This is a genomic window from Roseovarius litoreus, from assembly GCF_900142765.1.
Taxonomy (GTDB): domain Bacteria; phylum Pseudomonadota; class Alphaproteobacteria; order Rhodobacterales; family Rhodobacteraceae; genus Roseovarius; species Roseovarius litoreus.
Map to the genome: position 1 here is coordinate 129,500 of NZ_FRCB01000006.1, position 15,171 is coordinate 144,670.

18 protein-coding genes are annotated in these 15,171 nt (G+C 63.5%); 10 read left to right on the plus strand and 8 right to left on the minus strand.

The window, feature by feature from the left end:
* Nucleotides 1-195 precede the first annotated feature (195 nt).
* From cmk to trpB, 8 genes are all read left to right on the plus strand, one after another.
* Nucleotides 196-807: a (d)CMP kinase gene (gene cmk, locus F3H35_RS12815; RefSeq protein ID WP_149779956.1), complete on the plus strand. Its 612-nt coding sequence runs from the start codon at nucleotides 196-198 to the stop codon at nucleotides 805-807.
* A gap of 265 nt (nucleotides 808-1,072) precedes the next feature.
* The gene (gene rpsA / locus F3H35_RS12820; protein WP_007817603.1) at nucleotides 1,073-2,761 is read left to right on the plus strand and encodes a 30S ribosomal protein S1; all 1,689 of its coding nucleotides are present in this window, start codon (nucleotides 1,073-1,075) and stop codon (nucleotides 2,759-2,761) included.
* 339 nt (nucleotides 2,762-3,100) lie between these two features.
* Nucleotides 3,101-3,385 (plus strand): integration host factor subunit beta, encoded by a 285-nt coding sequence (gene ihfB, locus F3H35_RS12825; protein WP_007817605.1) that lies wholly within the window; start codon nucleotides 3,101-3,103, stop codon nucleotides 3,383-3,385.
* Nucleotides 3,385-3,735, plus strand: coding sequence for a LapA family protein (locus F3H35_RS12830; protein ID WP_149779957.1), 351 nt, complete (start codon nucleotides 3,385-3,387; stop codon nucleotides 3,733-3,735). The genes ihfB and F3H35_RS12830 overlap by 1 nt, the downstream gene beginning before the upstream one ends.
* Nucleotides 3,736-3,742: 7 nt before the next feature.
* The gene (locus F3H35_RS12835) at nucleotides 3,743-4,399 is read left to right on the plus strand and encodes a phosphoribosylanthranilate isomerase (protein ID WP_007817609.1); all 657 of its coding nucleotides are present in this window, start codon (nucleotides 3,743-3,745) and stop codon (nucleotides 4,397-4,399) included.
* A 33-nt stretch (nucleotides 4,400-4,432) separates the two neighbouring features.
* Nucleotides 4,433-5,068 (plus strand): class I SAM-dependent DNA methyltransferase, encoded by a 636-nt coding sequence (locus F3H35_RS12840; protein WP_149779958.1) that lies wholly within the window; start codon nucleotides 4,433-4,435, stop codon nucleotides 5,066-5,068.
* A gap of 46 nt (nucleotides 5,069-5,114) precedes the next feature.
* On the plus strand, nucleotides 5,115-5,348 hold the full coding sequence (locus F3H35_RS12845; RefSeq protein WP_149779959.1) for an N-(5'-phosphoribosyl)anthranilate isomerase: 234 nt from the start codon (nucleotides 5,115-5,117) through the stop codon (nucleotides 5,346-5,348).
* A 194-nt stretch (nucleotides 5,349-5,542) separates the two neighbouring features.
* Nucleotides 5,543-6,772 (plus strand): tryptophan synthase subunit beta, encoded by a 1,230-nt coding sequence (gene trpB / locus F3H35_RS12850; protein WP_149779960.1) that lies wholly within the window; start codon nucleotides 5,543-5,545, stop codon nucleotides 6,770-6,772.
* 19 nt (nucleotides 6,773-6,791) lie between these two features.
* On the opposite strand, the gene F3H35_RS12855 is transcribed toward trpB, so the two are convergent.
* From F3H35_RS12855 to pth, 5 genes are all read right to left on the minus strand, one after another.
* A complete protein-coding gene (locus F3H35_RS12855; RefSeq protein WP_149779961.1) occupies nucleotides 6,792-7,259 on the minus strand; it encodes a DM13 domain-containing protein in 468 nt (155 codons plus the stop codon).
* A 143-nt stretch (nucleotides 7,260-7,402) separates the two neighbouring features.
* Nucleotides 7,403-7,780 carry a DUF2237 family protein gene (locus F3H35_RS12860; protein ID WP_149779962.1) on the minus strand — a complete coding sequence of 126 codons (378 nt, stop codon included), beginning with the start codon at nucleotides 7,778-7,780 and terminating at the stop codon, nucleotides 7,403-7,405.
* Nucleotides 7,781-7,829: 49 nt separating this feature from the next.
* Entirely contained in the window at nucleotides 7,830-8,150 is a 321-nt protein-coding gene (locus F3H35_RS12865; protein ID WP_149779963.1) for an antibiotic biosynthesis monooxygenase family protein, read from the minus strand.
* A 73-nt stretch (nucleotides 8,151-8,223) separates the two neighbouring features.
* The gene (locus tag F3H35_RS12870; protein ID WP_149779964.1) at nucleotides 8,224-9,387 is read right to left on the minus strand and encodes a serine hydrolase domain-containing protein; all 1,164 of its coding nucleotides are present in this window, start codon (nucleotides 9,385-9,387) and stop codon (nucleotides 8,224-8,226) included.
* Between the two features lie 28 nt (nucleotides 9,388-9,415).
* The gene (gene pth / locus F3H35_RS12875) at nucleotides 9,416-10,114 is read right to left on the minus strand and encodes an aminoacyl-tRNA hydrolase (protein WP_149779965.1); all 699 of its coding nucleotides are present in this window, start codon (nucleotides 10,112-10,114) and stop codon (nucleotides 9,416-9,418) included.
* Between the two features lie 73 nt (nucleotides 10,115-10,187).
* Here pth and F3H35_RS12880 point away from each other — a divergent pair, with 73 nt between their 5' ends.
* A complete protein-coding gene (locus tag F3H35_RS12880) occupies nucleotides 10,188-10,868 on the plus strand; it encodes an FkbM family methyltransferase (RefSeq protein WP_223228406.1) in 681 nt (226 codons plus the stop codon).
* A gap of 73 nt (nucleotides 10,869-10,941) precedes the next feature.
* On the opposite strand, the gene F3H35_RS12885 is transcribed toward F3H35_RS12880, so the two are convergent.
* From F3H35_RS12885 to trpA, 3 genes are all read right to left on the minus strand, one after another.
* Nucleotides 10,942-11,592 carry a 50S ribosomal protein L25/general stress protein Ctc gene (locus F3H35_RS12885; protein ID WP_149779967.1) on the minus strand — a complete coding sequence of 217 codons (651 nt, stop codon included), beginning with the start codon at nucleotides 11,590-11,592 and terminating at the stop codon, nucleotides 10,942-10,944.
* A gap of 270 nt (nucleotides 11,593-11,862) precedes the next feature.
* Nucleotides 11,863-13,029: an alpha-hydroxy acid oxidase gene (locus F3H35_RS12890; RefSeq protein ID WP_149779968.1), complete on the minus strand. Its 1,167-nt coding sequence runs from the start codon at nucleotides 13,027-13,029 to the stop codon at nucleotides 11,863-11,865.
* Between the two features lie 100 nt (nucleotides 13,030-13,129).
* Nucleotides 13,130-13,921: a tryptophan synthase subunit alpha gene (gene trpA, locus F3H35_RS12895; RefSeq protein WP_149779969.1), complete on the minus strand. Its 792-nt coding sequence runs from the start codon at nucleotides 13,919-13,921 to the stop codon at nucleotides 13,130-13,132.
* A gap of 125 nt (nucleotides 13,922-14,046) precedes the next feature.
* Between trpA and ychF the strand changes: the two genes are divergently transcribed.
* A complete protein-coding gene (gene ychF, locus F3H35_RS12900) occupies nucleotides 14,047-15,144 on the plus strand; it encodes a redox-regulated ATPase YchF (RefSeq protein ID WP_149779970.1) in 1,098 nt (365 codons plus the stop codon).
* Nucleotides 15,145-15,171 lie beyond the last annotated feature (27 nt).

The window sequence follows — 15,171 nt, forward strand, 5'->3', positions numbered from 1 at the left end:
ATAAGACGTCCAATAATGGGCGCAGCCTACCCCAAGTTTGCGCATTTTGGGAGACCCGGGTCCGTAAACAGTCTGTTCCGGGCCGAGTCTCGAAACCCGCGCAAACGGCATTCCGGGCAGCGCGGGCGCGGCACTGGGGCTTGAGCGTGCCGGTCGCATGGCATACCCATGCCCCCATCAGCAAAGGATGACATCATGGCGTTCACCATCGCGATCGATGGCCCGGCAGCCGCCGGAAAGGGCACCGTCTCGCGCGCCGTCGCGGACCATTTCGGCTTTGCGCATCTGGATACCGGCCTGCTGTATCGCGCCACCGGGCGCCGCACGCTGGATGGCACCGATCCGGTCGAGGCCGCGCGCACCCTGCAGGCCTCCGATCTCGAGGCCGAGGATCTGCGCACCCCCGAAGTGGCGCAGGCCGCAAGCCGCGTTGCCGCTCTTCCCGATGTGCGTGAGGCCCTGCTGGATTTTCAACGCGCCTTTGCCCGCAGGGCAGGGGGGGCGGTGCTCGATGGGCGCGACATTGGCACCGTGATCTGCCCTGACGCCGAGGTGAAGCTCTTCATCACCGCCACGGACGACATCCGCGCCGAGCGCCGCTGGAAAGAACTGCGCGAAAAGGGGCATGCCGACAGCCTCGAGGATGTTCTGCGCGATCTTCGCACGCGCGACGAGCGCGACAGCGCCCGTGCCGCCGCCCCGCTCAAACCGGCCGAGGATGCGGTGCTGCTCGACACGTCGCAGATGTCGATCGACGAGGCCGTCTCGGCGGCCATCTCGCTCATCGAAGACCGCCTGAACCGCTGACGCGCGCCCGCGCAACCCGGCACGCACGATCGGCGCGCGCCCGCCTTTGCCATGCCGGACGGCACGAGGGGCTTGCAAAGCATGGCGCAAGCGGATATGTGCGCCCCTGTCGATAAGGCGATCAAGGCCATATAACAAAGAGATCGAGCAGGGTCGGGTCACCGGCCCTCTTTGTTTTGTGGCACGTCTGACCAACGAAACCCCAAGACCGGCGGAGACAACCGCGCGGCCGGAAAAATGCACTTGTAAAGGAAAACCACGCCACATGGCTCATAACGCATCCATGGAGGAATTCGAGACCCTCCTTAATGAAAGTCTCGAAATGGACACGCCCGATGAGGGGTCTGTCGTCAAAGGCAAGGTGATCGCGATCGAAGCGGGCCAGGCCATCATCGATGTCGGCTACAAGATGGAAGGCCGCGTCGATCTCAAGGAATTCGCAAATCCCGGCGAAGCGCCCGAAATCGCCGTTGGCGACGAGGTCGAGGTGTTCCTCCGCGCCGCCGAGAACTCCCGTGGCGAAGCCGTCATCAGCCGTGAGATGGCACGCCGCGAAGAGGCATGGGACCGTCTTGAAAAGGCCTATGCCGACGAAGAACGCGTCGATGGCGCGATCTTTGGCCGCGTCAAGGGCGGCTTCACCGTCGATCTGGGCGGCGCCGTGGCGTTCCTGCCCGGCTCTCAGGTCGATGTGCGCCCCGTGCGCGATGCCGGCCCGCTGATGGGTCTCAAGCAGCCGTTCCAGATCCTCAAGATGGATCGCCGCCGTGGCAACATCGTCGTGTCGCGCCGCGCCATCCTGGAAGAAAGCCGCGCTGAACAGCGCGCCGAAGTGATCTCGCAGCTGACCGAAGGCGACACCGTGGATGGTGTGGTCAAGAACATCACCGAATACGGCGCCTTCGTCGATCTGGGCGGTGTTGACGGTCTTCTGCACGTCACCGACATGGCATGGCGTCGCGTCAACCACCCCTCCGAGATCCTGTCGATCGGCGAGACCGTGAAGGTCCAGGTCATCAAGATCAACAAGGAAACCCACCGTATCAGCCTCGGCATGAAGCAGCTGCAGGAAGATCCGTGGGATCTGGTGGCCGCCAAGTATCCGCTGGCCTCGGTCCATACCGGTCGCGTCACCAACATCACCGATTACGGCGCCTTCGTCGAGCTGGAGCCCGGTGTCGAAGGTCTGGTGCACGTCTCGGAAATGTCCTGGACCAAGAAGAACGTGCATCCCGGCAAGATCGTGTCGACCTCTCAGGAAGTCGAAGTCATGGTGCTGGAAATCGACCAGGCCAAGCGCCGCGTGTCTCTTGGTCTCAAGCAGACGCAGCGCAACCCCTGGGAAGTCTTCGCAGAAACCCATCCCGTCGGCACCGAAGTCGAAGGCGAGGTCAAGAACATCACCGAATTCGGTCTGTTCATCGGCCTGCCCGGCGATATCGACGGCATGGTTCACCTCTCGGACCTCAGCTGGGACGAGCGCGGCGAAGAGGCGATCCAGAACTACAAGAAGGGCGATATCGTCAAGGCTGTCGTCTCGGAAGTCGATGTCGAGAAAGAGCGTATCTCCCTCTCGATCAAGGCGCTGGACGGCGATCCCTTCGCCGATGCCGTCGGCGGCGTGAAGCGTGGCTCGATCATCACGGTCGAGGTCACCTCGATCGAGGATGGCGGGATCGAAGTGCAGTATGACGGGCTCAAGTCCTTCATCCGCCGCTCCGACCTCAGCCGTGACCGCTCCGAGCAGCGCCCCGAGCGTTTCACGGTCGGCGACAAGGTCGATGTGCGCGTGACCAATGTCGACTCCAAGACACGTCGTCTTGGTCTGTCGATCAAGGCCCGCGAGATCGCCGAGGAAAAAGAAGCCGTGCAGCAGTATGGCAGCTCGGACTCGGGCGCATCGCTTGGTGATATCCTCGGTGCAGCCCTCAAAGGCGACGACGACAAGGGCTAAGCCCTGCGCGTCCGACCTCTGACGACCCTCTCGAACGGCCCCGCCCCGGCGGGGCCGTTTCACGTTGCGCCCCCTTCTGCGCCCTTGGCCAAACCTACGAGGCACAACCGGCTTTCCCTTTGCGAATCAACGGCTTTGCTGCGGATGCAAAATGCCTTGGGTGGGTGCCGCATGCTGCTTGGGACATTGGTCGCGCGATCAAAATGCCCGTTTAACGCGAGAAATTTTGCGATTTGCCGCTTGGCCCCCCCGTGTTTCTGTTTCGATTCCTGATGTTTGTATCTATAGTCCCCAAGACTGCCTGTTGCGCCAAAAACCAAAAAACCCGGGGGAGAACCAATGATCCGGTCGGAGTTGATTCAAAAAATTGCCGAAGAAAATCCGCATCTTTATCAGCGCGATGTCGAGCGTATCGTTAACACCATTTTCAACGAGATCACCAATGCCATGGCCGAAGGAAACCGGGTCGAGCTGCGCGGTTTCGGCGCGTTCTCAGTGAAACGGCGCGATGCGCGCACGGGTCGCAATCCCCGGACCGGTGAGGCGGTCTATGTAGAGGAAAAGCATGTGCCGTTCTTCAAGACGGGCAAGCTGTTGCGTGACCGACTGAACGGAAAATCCTGATGCGTTACATCCGCTATGCGTCCATTGCCATCTTCGCCGTGGCGCTTGTTCTTGTGGCCCTCGCCAATCGCGCCATGGTCGAGGTGCGTCTGGTGCCCGACGAATTGTCGGGCCTTGCGGCGCTGAACCCCAGCCACGAAGTGCCTTTGTTCGTGGTGATCTTCGCAGGTGTGGCCGCCGGGCTTGTCGTCGGTTTCATCTGGGAATGGATCCGCGAATATGGCGAGCGGGCCGCCGCCGCGCGCCAGATGCGCGAATTGCGTGCCCTGCGCGCCGAGGTGAAACGCCTCAAGGGTGAGACCCACGAGGGCAAGGACGAGGTTCTGGCCCTGCTCGACAAGGCCGGCTGAGCGCGCCATGCCCGATGACATCAAGGTCAAGATCTGCGGGTTGACCGATCCCGCCGACGTGCCCGCCGCGATCCTTGCGGGGGCGTCCTATGTGGGGTTCGTGTTCTTTCCCAAATCGCCCCGCAACCTCGATCTCGAAGCCGCGGCCTTCATGGCCGCTGCCGTGCCCGAGGGGATCATCCGTGTGGCTCTGACCGTCGATCCCGATGATGCGCTGCTTGATGCGCTGACCGCGCATGTGCAGATCGACATGATCCAGCTGCACGGTCACGAAACGCCTGCCCGCGTCACGCAGATCAAACAGCGCACCGGCCTGCCGGTGATGAAGGCAGTGGGCGTCGCGGACGAAACCGATCTGACACAGATCGATTTCTACGAAAAGGTCGCCGATCAGATCCTTGTCGATGCCAAGCCCCCCGCTGGCGCCGATCGTCCCGGCGGCAATGCCATGGCCTTCGACTGGACGCTTCTTTCGGGGCGGCGCTGGTCGAAACCGTGGATGCTGGCCGGTGGTCTGAACCCCGACAATGTGGCGGATGCGGTCCACCAGACAGGCGCACGGCAACTCGATGTCTCGTCAGGTGTGGAACGCGCTCCGGGTGAAAAGGACGCCGATCTCATGCGCGCCTTCATTGACAGGGCTCGCGCCGCATCCGAGGATTGAGCCCGTCCGGTCCACGATCACCAGGAGGGGCAATTGACCGAGCAGAAATCCGAAGATCTCGACGATCTCTATGGCGCCAAGACGCCCGAGGCCGCGCGCAAACTCTATGACGACTGGTCGCGCAGCTATGACGCGGACAATCTGCGCAAAGGCTTTCGGTTGCCGTCCCTCGGCGCGGGGCTGTTGGCGCGGCACCTCGGCTCTTCCGTATCAGGCCCGATCCTCGATGCAGGCTGTGGCACCGGGCTGGTGGGCGAGACGCTGGCGATCCTGGGCTATGGTCCGATCACCGGGTGCGACCTCTCGCCGGAAATGATCGCCGCGGCGCGGCGCACCGGGGTCTATGCCGATTTCACCGTCGCCAACATGGCCACCGGTCTGCCTTTCGCGGATGACGCCTTTGCGGCCTTCACCTGCATCGGTTCTTTCGGCCCCGGACATGCCCCGCCCGAAAGCCTTCGGGAACTCGCCCGCGTCACGCGGCCGGGCGGGATCGGCGTGTTCAACCTTCTGAGCGCCACATGGGAAAGCCAGGGCTTTCCGGCGGTGATCGAAGGCCTCAAGGCTGCCGGACAATGGGAAGAGGTCGAAATCAGCGCCCCGTTCCGCCCCTATCTTCTGGCCGAACCAGAGCTGTGGTCCCGGCTCCATGTGATGCGGATGCTGTGATCCCGTGTTAACCTCGTCTTAATCGTGGCGGTGGCAGGCTGTCTGCATGAGACGTTTGCCAGATCACCTGACGCCCGAGCGCTGGATCGCCCAGGTCTTCACCTCGACCGAGGCGATGCGCGGCGGGGTCGTCAAGCGCCAGATCCGCGATGTGGAACGCCTCGCCGGTCGTCAGGCCTTCCTGGCCGAGGTGGAACGCCGCGGGTTCCAGGCCGTCGAGAATGGCCGCCACTTCGTGATATTCTGCAATACCCTGCCGATCCGCCGTGCGCGGCGTTGATCTTTGGTCAAGGGCTTTCGAAAGCCCTTGACCACGCCGCGCCGGCGCGGCGTCCCGCGCGGTTTCGAAACCGCGCACAAAAGGCGTTTCGAAACGCCTTGCCCACCCCGGTTCCGTCGGTTTTCGCTGGAAAATCCCCTGTGCGTCCCATATTGAACCCAAGGATCAAGGCCCAGACCGGAAGGCACGCAGCGATGAACGATCTTTTCAATTCCTTCATGACAGGACCCGACGAAAAAGGCCGCTTCGGCAAATTCGGCGGTCGCTTCGTGTCCGAAACCCTGATGCCGCTTATCCTCGAGCTTGAAGAGCAGTATGAGCACGCCAAAACCGACCAGTCCTTTTGGGACGAGATGCATGATCTTTGGACCCATTACGTGGGCCGCCCCAGCCCGCTCTATTATGCGGACCGGCTGACCAAGCATCTGGGCGGCGCCAAGATCTATCTCAAGCGCGACGAGCTCAACCACACCGGCGCGCACAAGATCAACAACGTGCTGGGCCAGATCATTCTCGCCCGCCGCATGGGCAAGACCCGGATCATCGCCGAAACCGGCGCCGGTCAGCACGGTGTCGCCACCGCCACGGTCTGCGCCAAGTTCGGCCTGAAATGCGTGGTCTACATGGGCGCCCATGACGTCCAGCGCCAGAAACCCAACGTCTTCCGCATGCGCCTTCTGGGCGCCGAAGTGATCCCGGTCACCTCGGGCCGTGGCACGCTCAAGGACGCGATGAACGACGCGCTGCGCGACTGGGTCACCAATGTGCGCGACACGTTCTATTGCATCGGCACCGTCGCCGGCCCGCATCCCTATCCGGCCATGGTGCGCGATTTCCAGTCGATCATCGGCAAGGAAGCCAAGGAACAGATGCAGGCCGCCGAAGGCCGTCTGCCCGACACGATCATCGCCGCGATCGGTGGCGGCTCGAACGCCATGGGCCTGTTCTATCCTTTCCTCGACGATACCAGCGTGAACATCATCGGGGTCGAGGCCGGGGGCCGCGGCGTCGACGAAAAGATGGAGCATTGCGCCTCGCTCACCGGCGGACGCCCCGGGGTTCTGCATGGCAACCGCACCTATCTTTTGCAGGACGATGACGGCCAGATCCTCGAAGGCTATTCGATTTCCGCAGGGCTCGATTATCCCGGCATCGGCCCCGAACACAGCTGGCTGCACGATATCGGCCGTGCGAAATATGTCTCGATCACCGACCGCGAGGCGCTCGAGGCGTTCCAGCTGTGCTGCGAGCTTGAAGGGATCATCCCGGCGCTCGAGCCCAGCCATGCGCTGGCCCATGTCATGAAGATCGCGCCCGATCTTCCCTCCGATCACCTGCTGATCATGAATATGTGCGGCCGGGGCGACAAGGACATCTTCACCGTCGCCCGCCATCTGGGCTTCGACATGGACGACGCCGACTGAGCGTCGTCCGTCGCCCGCCTCAGCGATAGGCGGCGGCTGTTATGAACTCGCCAAACGCCTCACACCACACAAGAACCGTGGTGTAGGCGTCGAGGTCGACGCCTTCGGGCACGGCGATGAGAAAGCCGTCAAAGCTCTTGATCTGACCGATGTCCAGCGCATCGGATCTGACAGCTTCGAATTGCGCCTCGGTTTCCACAAATTGCGGCACCAGATACAGCCTGTAGTCCGGCCCCGGGGCCAGACGCCCCTGATGCACGATCTCGGTGGGCGACAGGCTGACGGTCCCTTCGCCCCAATGCAGAAAATCACTGCCTTCCAGATCGCGTGTGAACTCAGCTGAATACTGTGCCGACAGCGCCTTTTCCTGCAACATGGCGGCCTCGGGGGCGGGGGGTGCGGTCAGGATCGGCAGCAGATAGATCCCCAGTCCGAAGCCCACGCCAAGCATCGCAAGATGGCTGACCAGCAGAACAAGTTTACGCATCACCGGTGTCCTGACGCACATGATCCGGCCCGCCAACCGGACCGGAGACCTCCAGTATGGCGCGAAACGGGCGTTTTGCAAAGCCGTTCAGGCGCTTCGAAGCGCCTGACCACGCGCCTTCGAAGGCGCATGGCGTCCGCGCCTCAGGTCTCGGATGCATGCTCCTGCAACACATGCAGCGGCACGATATCCAATGCGCGCATATGCGTGGCCGCAAGCCGCACCTTCGGCGCGCAGCCTTCGTCATGCGCCTGCAGGAACCGCGCCGCGCACAGGCACCATTGATCGCCCGGCTTCAATCCGGCAAAGCCGAATTCCGGTCGCGGCGTGCTCAGGTCGTTGCCCACATATTTCGAATAGGCCAGAAACTCCGCCGTCATCAGCGCGCAGACCGTATGGCTGCCCCGATCTTCGGTGCATGTATTGCAATGCCCGTCCCGGAAAAAGCCGGTCACGGGATCCTGCGAACACAGCTCCAGATCACCGCCCAGAACATTGACCGCCTCGTCTTTCGTCATCATCCCGCGTGCTCCTCTTGCATCGGCAGTGGGCCGTGGCGTGTCTTGCCGCTCACGCCTCGTGCAGCACCGTCTCGTATCCCTCGAAGACAGGCGCCCCCATCAGCGCATCGCGCGTCTGCGATTGGCCTGCACCCTTGTGCGCATCGCGGAACTGCTGCGATTTCGTCCACGCCTCGAAGGCCTTGTGGCTGTCCCAGATCGCATGGCTGATATAATGCCGGAACCCGTCTCCATCCGGCCCTTTCAGCAGGCGGAACTCGCGAAACCCGTCCATCTCCTTCAACCGGCTTTCCCGCTTGGCCCACATGGTCTCGAAGCTTTCCTCAAACCCGTGGCGCACCTGAAACCTGTTCATGGCGATGTAACTCATGCCCTTGCGTCCTTGTCTGCTGATCCGTGGCTGTCCCCACAGTAAATAGCGCCGGGGCTGTCTCTTCAACCCGTCACAGCGCCTCGGCGATCCGGCGCATCATCTCGACATTCGTCTCGTGCACGCCCTCTTCGCGAAAGCCCCGATCCGCGCTGGTCACCACGATCACCGCATCCCGGTCCTGATCGATATAGATATACTGCCCATAGATGCCGCGCGCCATGAAAACCCCATCCGGCGCGCCCACCGGAATCCACCACTGATAGCCATAGCCGATCTTTCCCGGCTGTGTCGGCGCGCTGGCTCGGGTCGACAGACGCACCCAATCGGCCGGCACCACCTGCCGCCCCTCATAGACGCCCATCTGTTCATACATCAGCCCGAACCGGGCATGATCCCTTGTGCGCATGTTCAGACCGCCAAGGACAAAGGCCACACCCTCGCCATCGCTCAGATAATAGGGCGCGTCCTCAAGCCCCAGCGGCGCCAGGATCCTCTCGGTCAGCAGGTCCGGAATGTCACGGCCCGTCGCTCCGCGCACCACCATGCCCAGAACATGCGTGTCGATCGAGACATACTCCCAAAGCTCTCCAGGCTGCGCCGCCCGCGCCATCAGCCCCGCCGCGAACCCGTCCATCGTGCCGCCAAGCGCCAGCACCCGGCCCATCCGGTTGATATCCGAATGATAGTCCAGATAATCCTCGTCGAACTCCACACCGCTGGTCATCTGCAAGACCTGCCGGATCGTCACCCCGTCATAGGCCCCTCCGATCAGGCGCGGGTCATAGCGCGTGACCGGCACGTCGAGCGACGCGATCGTGCCATCCTCCACCAGAAGACCGAAAAGCGCCGAGAGATAGCTTTTCGACAGCGACCAGCTGATCCTCCGGTCTTCCGGCCCGGTGCCCAGGTGATAGCTTTCATGCACCACCCGGCCCTCATGCAGCACCATCAGCGAGGTGACCGCCCGCGCCTCGATCCATGCCTGAGTGCCTTGCGGCAGCGCAAGCGGCGGCCCCTCGGGCAAAACCGAGACCGGCCCCTCGCCGCGCCCCAGCGGCACGGTCAGGAACGCCCGGTCCATATGCGAGAAATTCTCGACAATCCGGTCCTCGTCAAAGAGCGTGTTGACCGCCCATAATCTCAGGATCTCGTCACGCTTCCACAGACCTATGACCACAATCGCCAACAGGGCCATCAGCACCGCGCGCATCGCCCATCGCAGGATCCACCTCATCTGCCCGTTCTCCCCTGGCCAGCCGCGCTCATCGGAACCTGTCGACCAGACGTTGCAGCGGGCTGCGGTTGTCCGGGGCCTGCTCATCCGGCTTGACAGCCGGCCGCGCCTTGGGCGCCGCGCCCGCCGCATCGGATTTCGGCGCAGGCGGCGCCCCGGCAGGGGCCATGCGCTGCGCGATGGCATTCAGGAACCTGTCCTTGCGGCCCGCTGCCAGCTCTGCGGCGCCATCGGAAATGCCGCGCATCAGATCGCCCAGCCAATCGGCATCCGCCTTGGCGAAATCCTGCAGGACATACTGCGCCACCAGCTCCTTGCGGCCCGGATGCCCGATACCAAGCCGTACGCGCTGATAGGCCTCTCCGACATGCTGATGGATCGAGCGCAACCCGTTATGCCCCGCATGGCCGCCGCCCGTCTTGACCCGGACCTTGCCCGGCGCCAGATCGAGCTCGTCATGAAACACGGTCACATCGCCCGGTTCCAGCTTGTAAAAGCGCATCGCCTCGCCCACCGACTGCCCGCTGAGATTCATGAAGGTGCCGGGCTTGAGCAGCATCACCTTCTGACCGCCCAACTGGCCTTCGGCGATCTCGCCCTGGAACTTTCCCTTCCAGGGCCCGAACCCATGGTCCTCCGCGATGCGGTCGATGGCCATGAAGCCGATATTGTGCCGGTGTCCGGCATATTTCGCACCGGGATTTCCCAGCCCCACGAATAGCAGCATTGCCGCGGCCCCCATCTTTGGTGATGCTGGTCTACGCGGCATGGGCGATGGAATCAACGATCAGGGGCAGTGTATGGCCGAGTATGAGGTGAACGGGGTGCAACTGGCGCTGCCCGATGCGATGCTGACCGACCGGATCCGGGACAAGCTGGTCTCGGGCGGCTATGAGGCGCATGAGGCGCGCGCCGCCCTGATGCGCCTGCGCCCGGGCCAGCGTGTGCTCGAACTGGGCTCGGGGCTTGGCTATATCGCGACGCTCTGTGCCGGGATCACCGGCGCCGAAAACGTCGTCACGGTCGAAGCGAACCCGCATATGCTGCCGGTGATCGAGGCCAATCTCGCGCGCAACGACGTCGCCGGCGTGACCTTGCTGCATGGCGCGGTGACAGGGCAGGCGGAGGGTCCGGACAGGATCGGCTTTCAGACCGGCTCGGCCTTCTGGGGGGCGCATATCGCGACCGAGGACGCCCGCTCCGCCGCGGTGATCTATGTGCCGCGCCTCGTGCTGGGCGATCTGCTGGCGCGCTATCGGCCCCATGTGGTGATCATGGATGTCGAAGGCGCGGAGGAACATCTCTTCGATGCGCCATGGCCCGACCATGTGCGCTCGGTGATGATGGAACTGCACCCGGCCCGATATCCGGACATGGTGATCAAGCGAATCGTCGACTGCCTTTCGGCCTCGGGCATGACCTATGATCCCGGCCCGTCGCGTGGCCGGATCCTGTGCATGCGGCGACTGCGCAGCGCATGAAAAAACGCGGGACGGCGCTGCCATCCCGCGTTCGTTGTCTTGCCGCGGCTCCGGACCAGAGCGCGTGACGGGCTCAGCCCTCGTCGCCCTCGGCTTCCGTCTCACCAACGGTCGGAACCTCGGCCGAATCGTCCTCGTCCTCCGACGATCTCAGCGCCGACGGGGCCGAGATGTTGCAGATCACGAAATCGCGGTCGATCGTCGGCTGCGCGCCTTCCGGCAGCGTCACCTGGCTGATGGTCAGCGTGTCGCCGATATCCATGCCGGACAGGTCCACGGTGACCTCTTCGGGAATGTCGCCCGCCGTCACGACCAGCTCGATCTCGTTGCGGACCACGGTCAGAACGCCGCCCTTCTTAAGGCCGGGTGCCACGTCCTCGCCGGTGAAGCTCACCGGGATGAACAGGTTGATCTTCGTCGTCCGGCGCAGACGCATCAGGTCCAGATGGGTCGGCAGATCCTTGACCACATCGCGCTGCACGTCGCGGCAGATCACGCGCACATCGTCATGCCCTTCGACCTTGAGGTTGAACAGGGTCGACTTGAACCGGCCCTCTTTCAGCTTCTTGATCAGCACGTTGTAGGGAATCTGGATCGGAAGCGGATCGACGTCGCCACCGAATACGATGCCCGGAACCATATGCGCGCGGCGCACAGCACGAGCGGCGCCCTTGCCTGTCCCCGTGCGTTCCTGGGCGTGAAGATCAGGAATTTCTCCAGCCATGTTGTTCTCCATAGGTTAGGGCGGGGTTCCTCCAAGGCTGTAACCCCGCGTGAAGCCGCGCGTATAGACCGGATCGCCCCTGTTGAAAAGGCCCAATTCACAGCGTCGGGCCGGGGAGGGGGCCAGCCCCCGTCGCGTCTTCGCCGCGACTCCCCCGGGATATTTCCGGCCAGAAGAAGCCGCAGCCGCCCCGGGGTTTCTTCTGGCTCCAAATATCCCCGCCGGAGGCACCCGCCATATGCCGCGAGCGCATCCGCGCGGAGAGCGTGCTTACGCCTGCCAGCGGCCTTCGAACCCTTCCGGGATCATCAGGATATCGCGGTCGAGTGTGCGCACGTCGCGGCGACCACAGAGCGCCATCGACACATCGAGTTCCTTGTGGATCACCTCGAGCGCACGGGTCACGCCCGCCTCGCCCATCGCGCCCAGGCCGTAGACATAGGCGCGCCCGATATAGGTGCCCTTCGCCCCCATGGCCAGGGCCTTGAGCACGTCCTGACCGGTCCGGATGCCGCTGTCGATATGCACCTCGATCTTGTCGCCCACCGCATCGAGGATCGCCGGCAGGGCACGGATCGCGCTCAGCGCGCCATCGAGTTGCCGCCCGCCATGGTTCGACACGATGATCGCATCCGCGCCGACATTCAGCGCCTCGCGCGCATCGCGCGGATCCATGATGCCCTTGATGATCAGCGGGCCGTCCCACATCTTGCGGAACTCCCGGATGCGGTCCCAGTTGAGCGAGGGATCGAAGGCCTCGGACGTCCATGTGCTCAGCGACGACGGGTCCGTCACGCCCTTCGCATGGCCCACGATATTGCCGAAGAACCGCCGCTTGGTCCCCAGCATCCCCAGCCCCCAATGCACCTTGGTCATCATGTTGGCCACCGAGGCGGGCGTCAGCTTGGGCGGCGCGCTCAGCCCGTTCTTGAGGTCCTTGTGCCGCTGGCCCAGCACCTGCAGATCCACCGTGATCATCGCCGCCGAGCATTTCGCGGCCTTTGCCCGGTCGAACAGGCGCTGCATGAAGTCATCGTCCTTCAGCGTATAGACCTGCATCCAGAAAGGGGCGTCGGTGTTCTCGGCCACATCCTCGATCGAACAGATCGACATCGTGGACAGCGTATAGGGCACCCCGAACTTGCCCGCCGCGCGCGCGGCCTTGATCTCGCCGTCGGCGTGCTGCATGCCCGTGAGACCCACCGGCGCAAGACCCACCGGCATCGCGACATCCTGGCCGATCATCTGGCTCGCGGTGCTGCGCCCGTCCATGTCCACGGCCACCCGCTGGCGCAGGTAGATCTTCGAGAAGTCGCTGGTGTTCTCGCGGAAGGTCTGCTCGGTCCAGCTGCCCGATTCCGCGTAATCATAGAACATCTTCGGCACGCGCCGGTGATAGATGCGCTTGAGATCGGCGATGGATGTGATGACGGGCATGGCAAGGCTCTCCGGGCAAAACTGGTCAGGTTCGATTACCAGTCACGCCGCGCGCGCGCAATCCGGCCCGCCACGCCTCACCCGGCCTTCAGCGCGATATTCAGGCCGAATGCGCCCCGTCCGCCAACCCCTTGACGAAATCCAGCACTTGCGGAACCGGCACGCCCTCGGCCAGCTTGGCCACGATGGCCGAGCCCACGACCGCGCCATCGGCCACACCGGCGATCTCGCGGCTGGTCTCGGGGCTGCGGATGCCGAAGCCTACGATCACCGGCAGATCGGTCTTGGCCTTGATCCGCGCCACTTCGGGCGCCACATCGGCGGCCTGTGCCGCCGCCGCGCCGGTGATCCCGGTGATCGACACGTAATAGACGAAGCCGCTGGTGTTCTGCAGCACCTTGGGCAGGCGTTTGTCATCGGTGGTGGGCGTGGCCAGCCGGATGAAGTTCAGCCCGGCCTTCTGCGCAGGGATGCACAGCTCGTCATCCTCTTCGGGCGGCAGGTCCACCACGATCAGCCCGTCGATCCCCGCCGCCTTGGCATCGGCCAGAAACTTGTCCACCCCGCGATTGTAGATCGGATTGTAATAGCCCATCATCACGATCGGCGTCGTCTGGTTGTCCTTGCGGAACTCCGTCGCCATCGCCAGCGTCTTCTCCAGTGTCTGCCCCCCGGCAAGCGCGCGCTGCCCGGCCAGCTGGATCGTTTCGCCATCGGCCATCGGATCGGTAAAGGGCATGCCCATCTCGATGATGTCCACACCGGCCCCCGGCAGCCCCTTGATCAGCTCGAGCGAGGTGTCGTAATCCGGATCGCCCGCCATCACATAGGCCACGAAGGCTTTTTTTCCTGCGGCCTGAAGCTCGGCGAATTTGGCGTCGATGCGGGTCATTGCTTTATCCTGAAATTGGGTCGCACCGGGTTTGACCGAAAGCCGGGGCAAAATCAATGCCCAGCTTGACCTCGACCCGTCCCGCGCCGTAGATGCGCGCAACTCGCAATCAGGAGGGGCCGGGAATGGGCTTCAAGATGGGGATCGTCGGACTGCCGAATGTGGGCAAGTCCACGCTGTTCAACGCGCTGACCAAAACGGCGGCCGCGCAGGCCGCGAATTTCCCGTTCTGCACCATCGAACCCAATGTGGGCGAGGTGAACGTGCCCGACGCGCGGCTTGACACGCTGGCCCGGATCGGCGGCTCGGCCACCATAATCCCCACCCGGATGACCTTTGTGGACATCGCCGGTCTGGTGAAAGGCGCCTCCAAGGGCGAGGGTTTGGGCAACCAGTTTCTCGCCAATATCCGCGAGGTGGACGCCATCGCCCATGTGCTGCGCTGCTTCGAGGATGGCGACGTCACCCATGTCGAGGGCCGTGTCGATCCCGTCGCCGATGCCGAGGTGATCGAAACCGAACTGATGCTGGCCGATCTCGAATCGATCGAAAAGCGCCGCGCCGGCCTCGTGCGCAAGCTCAAGGGCGGTGACAAGGACGCCGTTCTGCAAGAGCGCCTGCTCGCCGCCGCGCAGGCCGCGCTGGAAGACGGCCAACCCGCCCGCACCGTCGAGGTCTCCGCCGAGGACCAGAAAGCCTGGAAAGGTCTGCAGCTTCTGACCACCAAGCCCATTCTCTATGTCTGCAATGTCGATGAGGCCAGCGCCGCCACCGGCAATGCCTTCTCCGCCGAGGTCGAAAAGATGGCCGCCGAACAGGGCGCGGCCAGCGTCGTGATCTCCGCCCGCATCGAGGAAGAGATCAGCCAGCTCGACGCCGAAGAGGCGGGCATGTTCCTCGACGAGATGGGCCTGACCGAGGCCGGTCTCGACCGTCTCATTCGCGCCGGCTACGATCTTCTGCATCTCGAGACCTATTTCACCGTCGGCCCGAAAGAGGCCCGCGCCTGGACCATTCCCGCAGGCACCTCCGCCCCCAAGGCCGCAGGTGTCATTCATGGCGATTTCGAAAAGGGCTTCATCCGCGCCGAAACCATCGCCTATGACGATTTCGTCGCCTGCAACGGTGAACAGGGCGCCAAGGAAGCCGGCAAGATGCGCGCCGAGGGCAAGGCCTATATCGTCAAGGATGGCGACGTGCTGCATTTCCTCTTCAACACCTGATCTGGTGTTTAGCCTCCGGCGTTTCGT

Bases quoted from the DNA above. Each gene is read 5' to 3' on its own strand.
- rpsA (WP_007817603.1), top strand. From the start codon at position 1,073: ATGGCTCATAACGCATCCATGGAGGAATTCGAGACCCTCCTTAATGAA.
- cmk (WP_149779956.1), top strand. From the start codon at position 196: ATGGCGTTCACCATCGCGATCGATGGCCCGGCAGCCGCCGGAAAGGGC.
- F3H35_RS12870 (WP_149779964.1), bottom strand. From the start codon at position 9,387: ATGAGGTGGATCCTGCGATGGGCGATGCGCGCGGTGCTGATGGCCCTG.
- ychF (WP_149779970.1), top strand. From the start codon at position 14,047: ATGGGCTTCAAGATGGGGATCGTCGGACTGCCGAATGTGGGCAAGTCC.
- F3H35_RS12890 (WP_149779968.1), bottom strand. From the start codon at position 13,029: ATGCCCGTCATCACATCCATCGCCGATCTCAAGCGCATCTATCACCGG.
- pth (WP_149779965.1), bottom strand. From the start codon at position 10,114: ATGCTGCTATTCGTGGGGCTGGGAAATCCCGGTGCGAAATATGCCGGA.
- F3H35_RS12880 (WP_223228406.1), top strand. From the start codon at position 10,188: ATGGCCGAGTATGAGGTGAACGGGGTGCAACTGGCGCTGCCCGATGCG.
- F3H35_RS12885 (WP_149779967.1), bottom strand. From the start codon at position 11,592: ATGGCTGGAGAAATTCCTGATCTTCACGCCCAGGAACGCACGGGGACA.
- F3H35_RS12845 (WP_149779959.1), top strand. From the start codon at position 5,115: ATGAGACGTTTGCCAGATCACCTGACGCCCGAGCGCTGGATCGCCCAG.
- trpA (WP_149779969.1), bottom strand. From the start codon at position 13,921: ATGACCCGCATCGACGCCAAATTCGCCGAGCTTCAGGCCGCAGGAAAA.
- F3H35_RS12865 (WP_149779963.1), bottom strand. From the start codon at position 8,150: ATGAGTTACATCGCCATGAACAGGTTTCAGGTGCGCCACGGGTTTGAG.
- ihfB (WP_007817605.1), top strand. From the start codon at position 3,101: ATGATCCGGTCGGAGTTGATTCAAAAAATTGCCGAAGAAAATCCGCAT.
- F3H35_RS12835 (WP_007817609.1), top strand. From the start codon at position 3,743: ATGCCCGATGACATCAAGGTCAAGATCTGCGGGTTGACCGATCCCGCC.
- trpB (WP_149779960.1), top strand. From the start codon at position 5,543: ATGAACGATCTTTTCAATTCCTTCATGACAGGACCCGACGAAAAAGGC.
- F3H35_RS12830 (WP_149779957.1), top strand. From the start codon at position 3,385: ATGCGTTACATCCGCTATGCGTCCATTGCCATCTTCGCCGTGGCGCTT.
- F3H35_RS12860 (WP_149779962.1), bottom strand. From the start codon at position 7,780: ATGATGACGAAAGACGAGGCGGTCAATGTTCTGGGCGGTGATCTGGAG.
- F3H35_RS12855 (WP_149779961.1), bottom strand. From the start codon at position 7,259: ATGCGTAAACTTGTTCTGCTGGTCAGCCATCTTGCGATGCTTGGCGTG.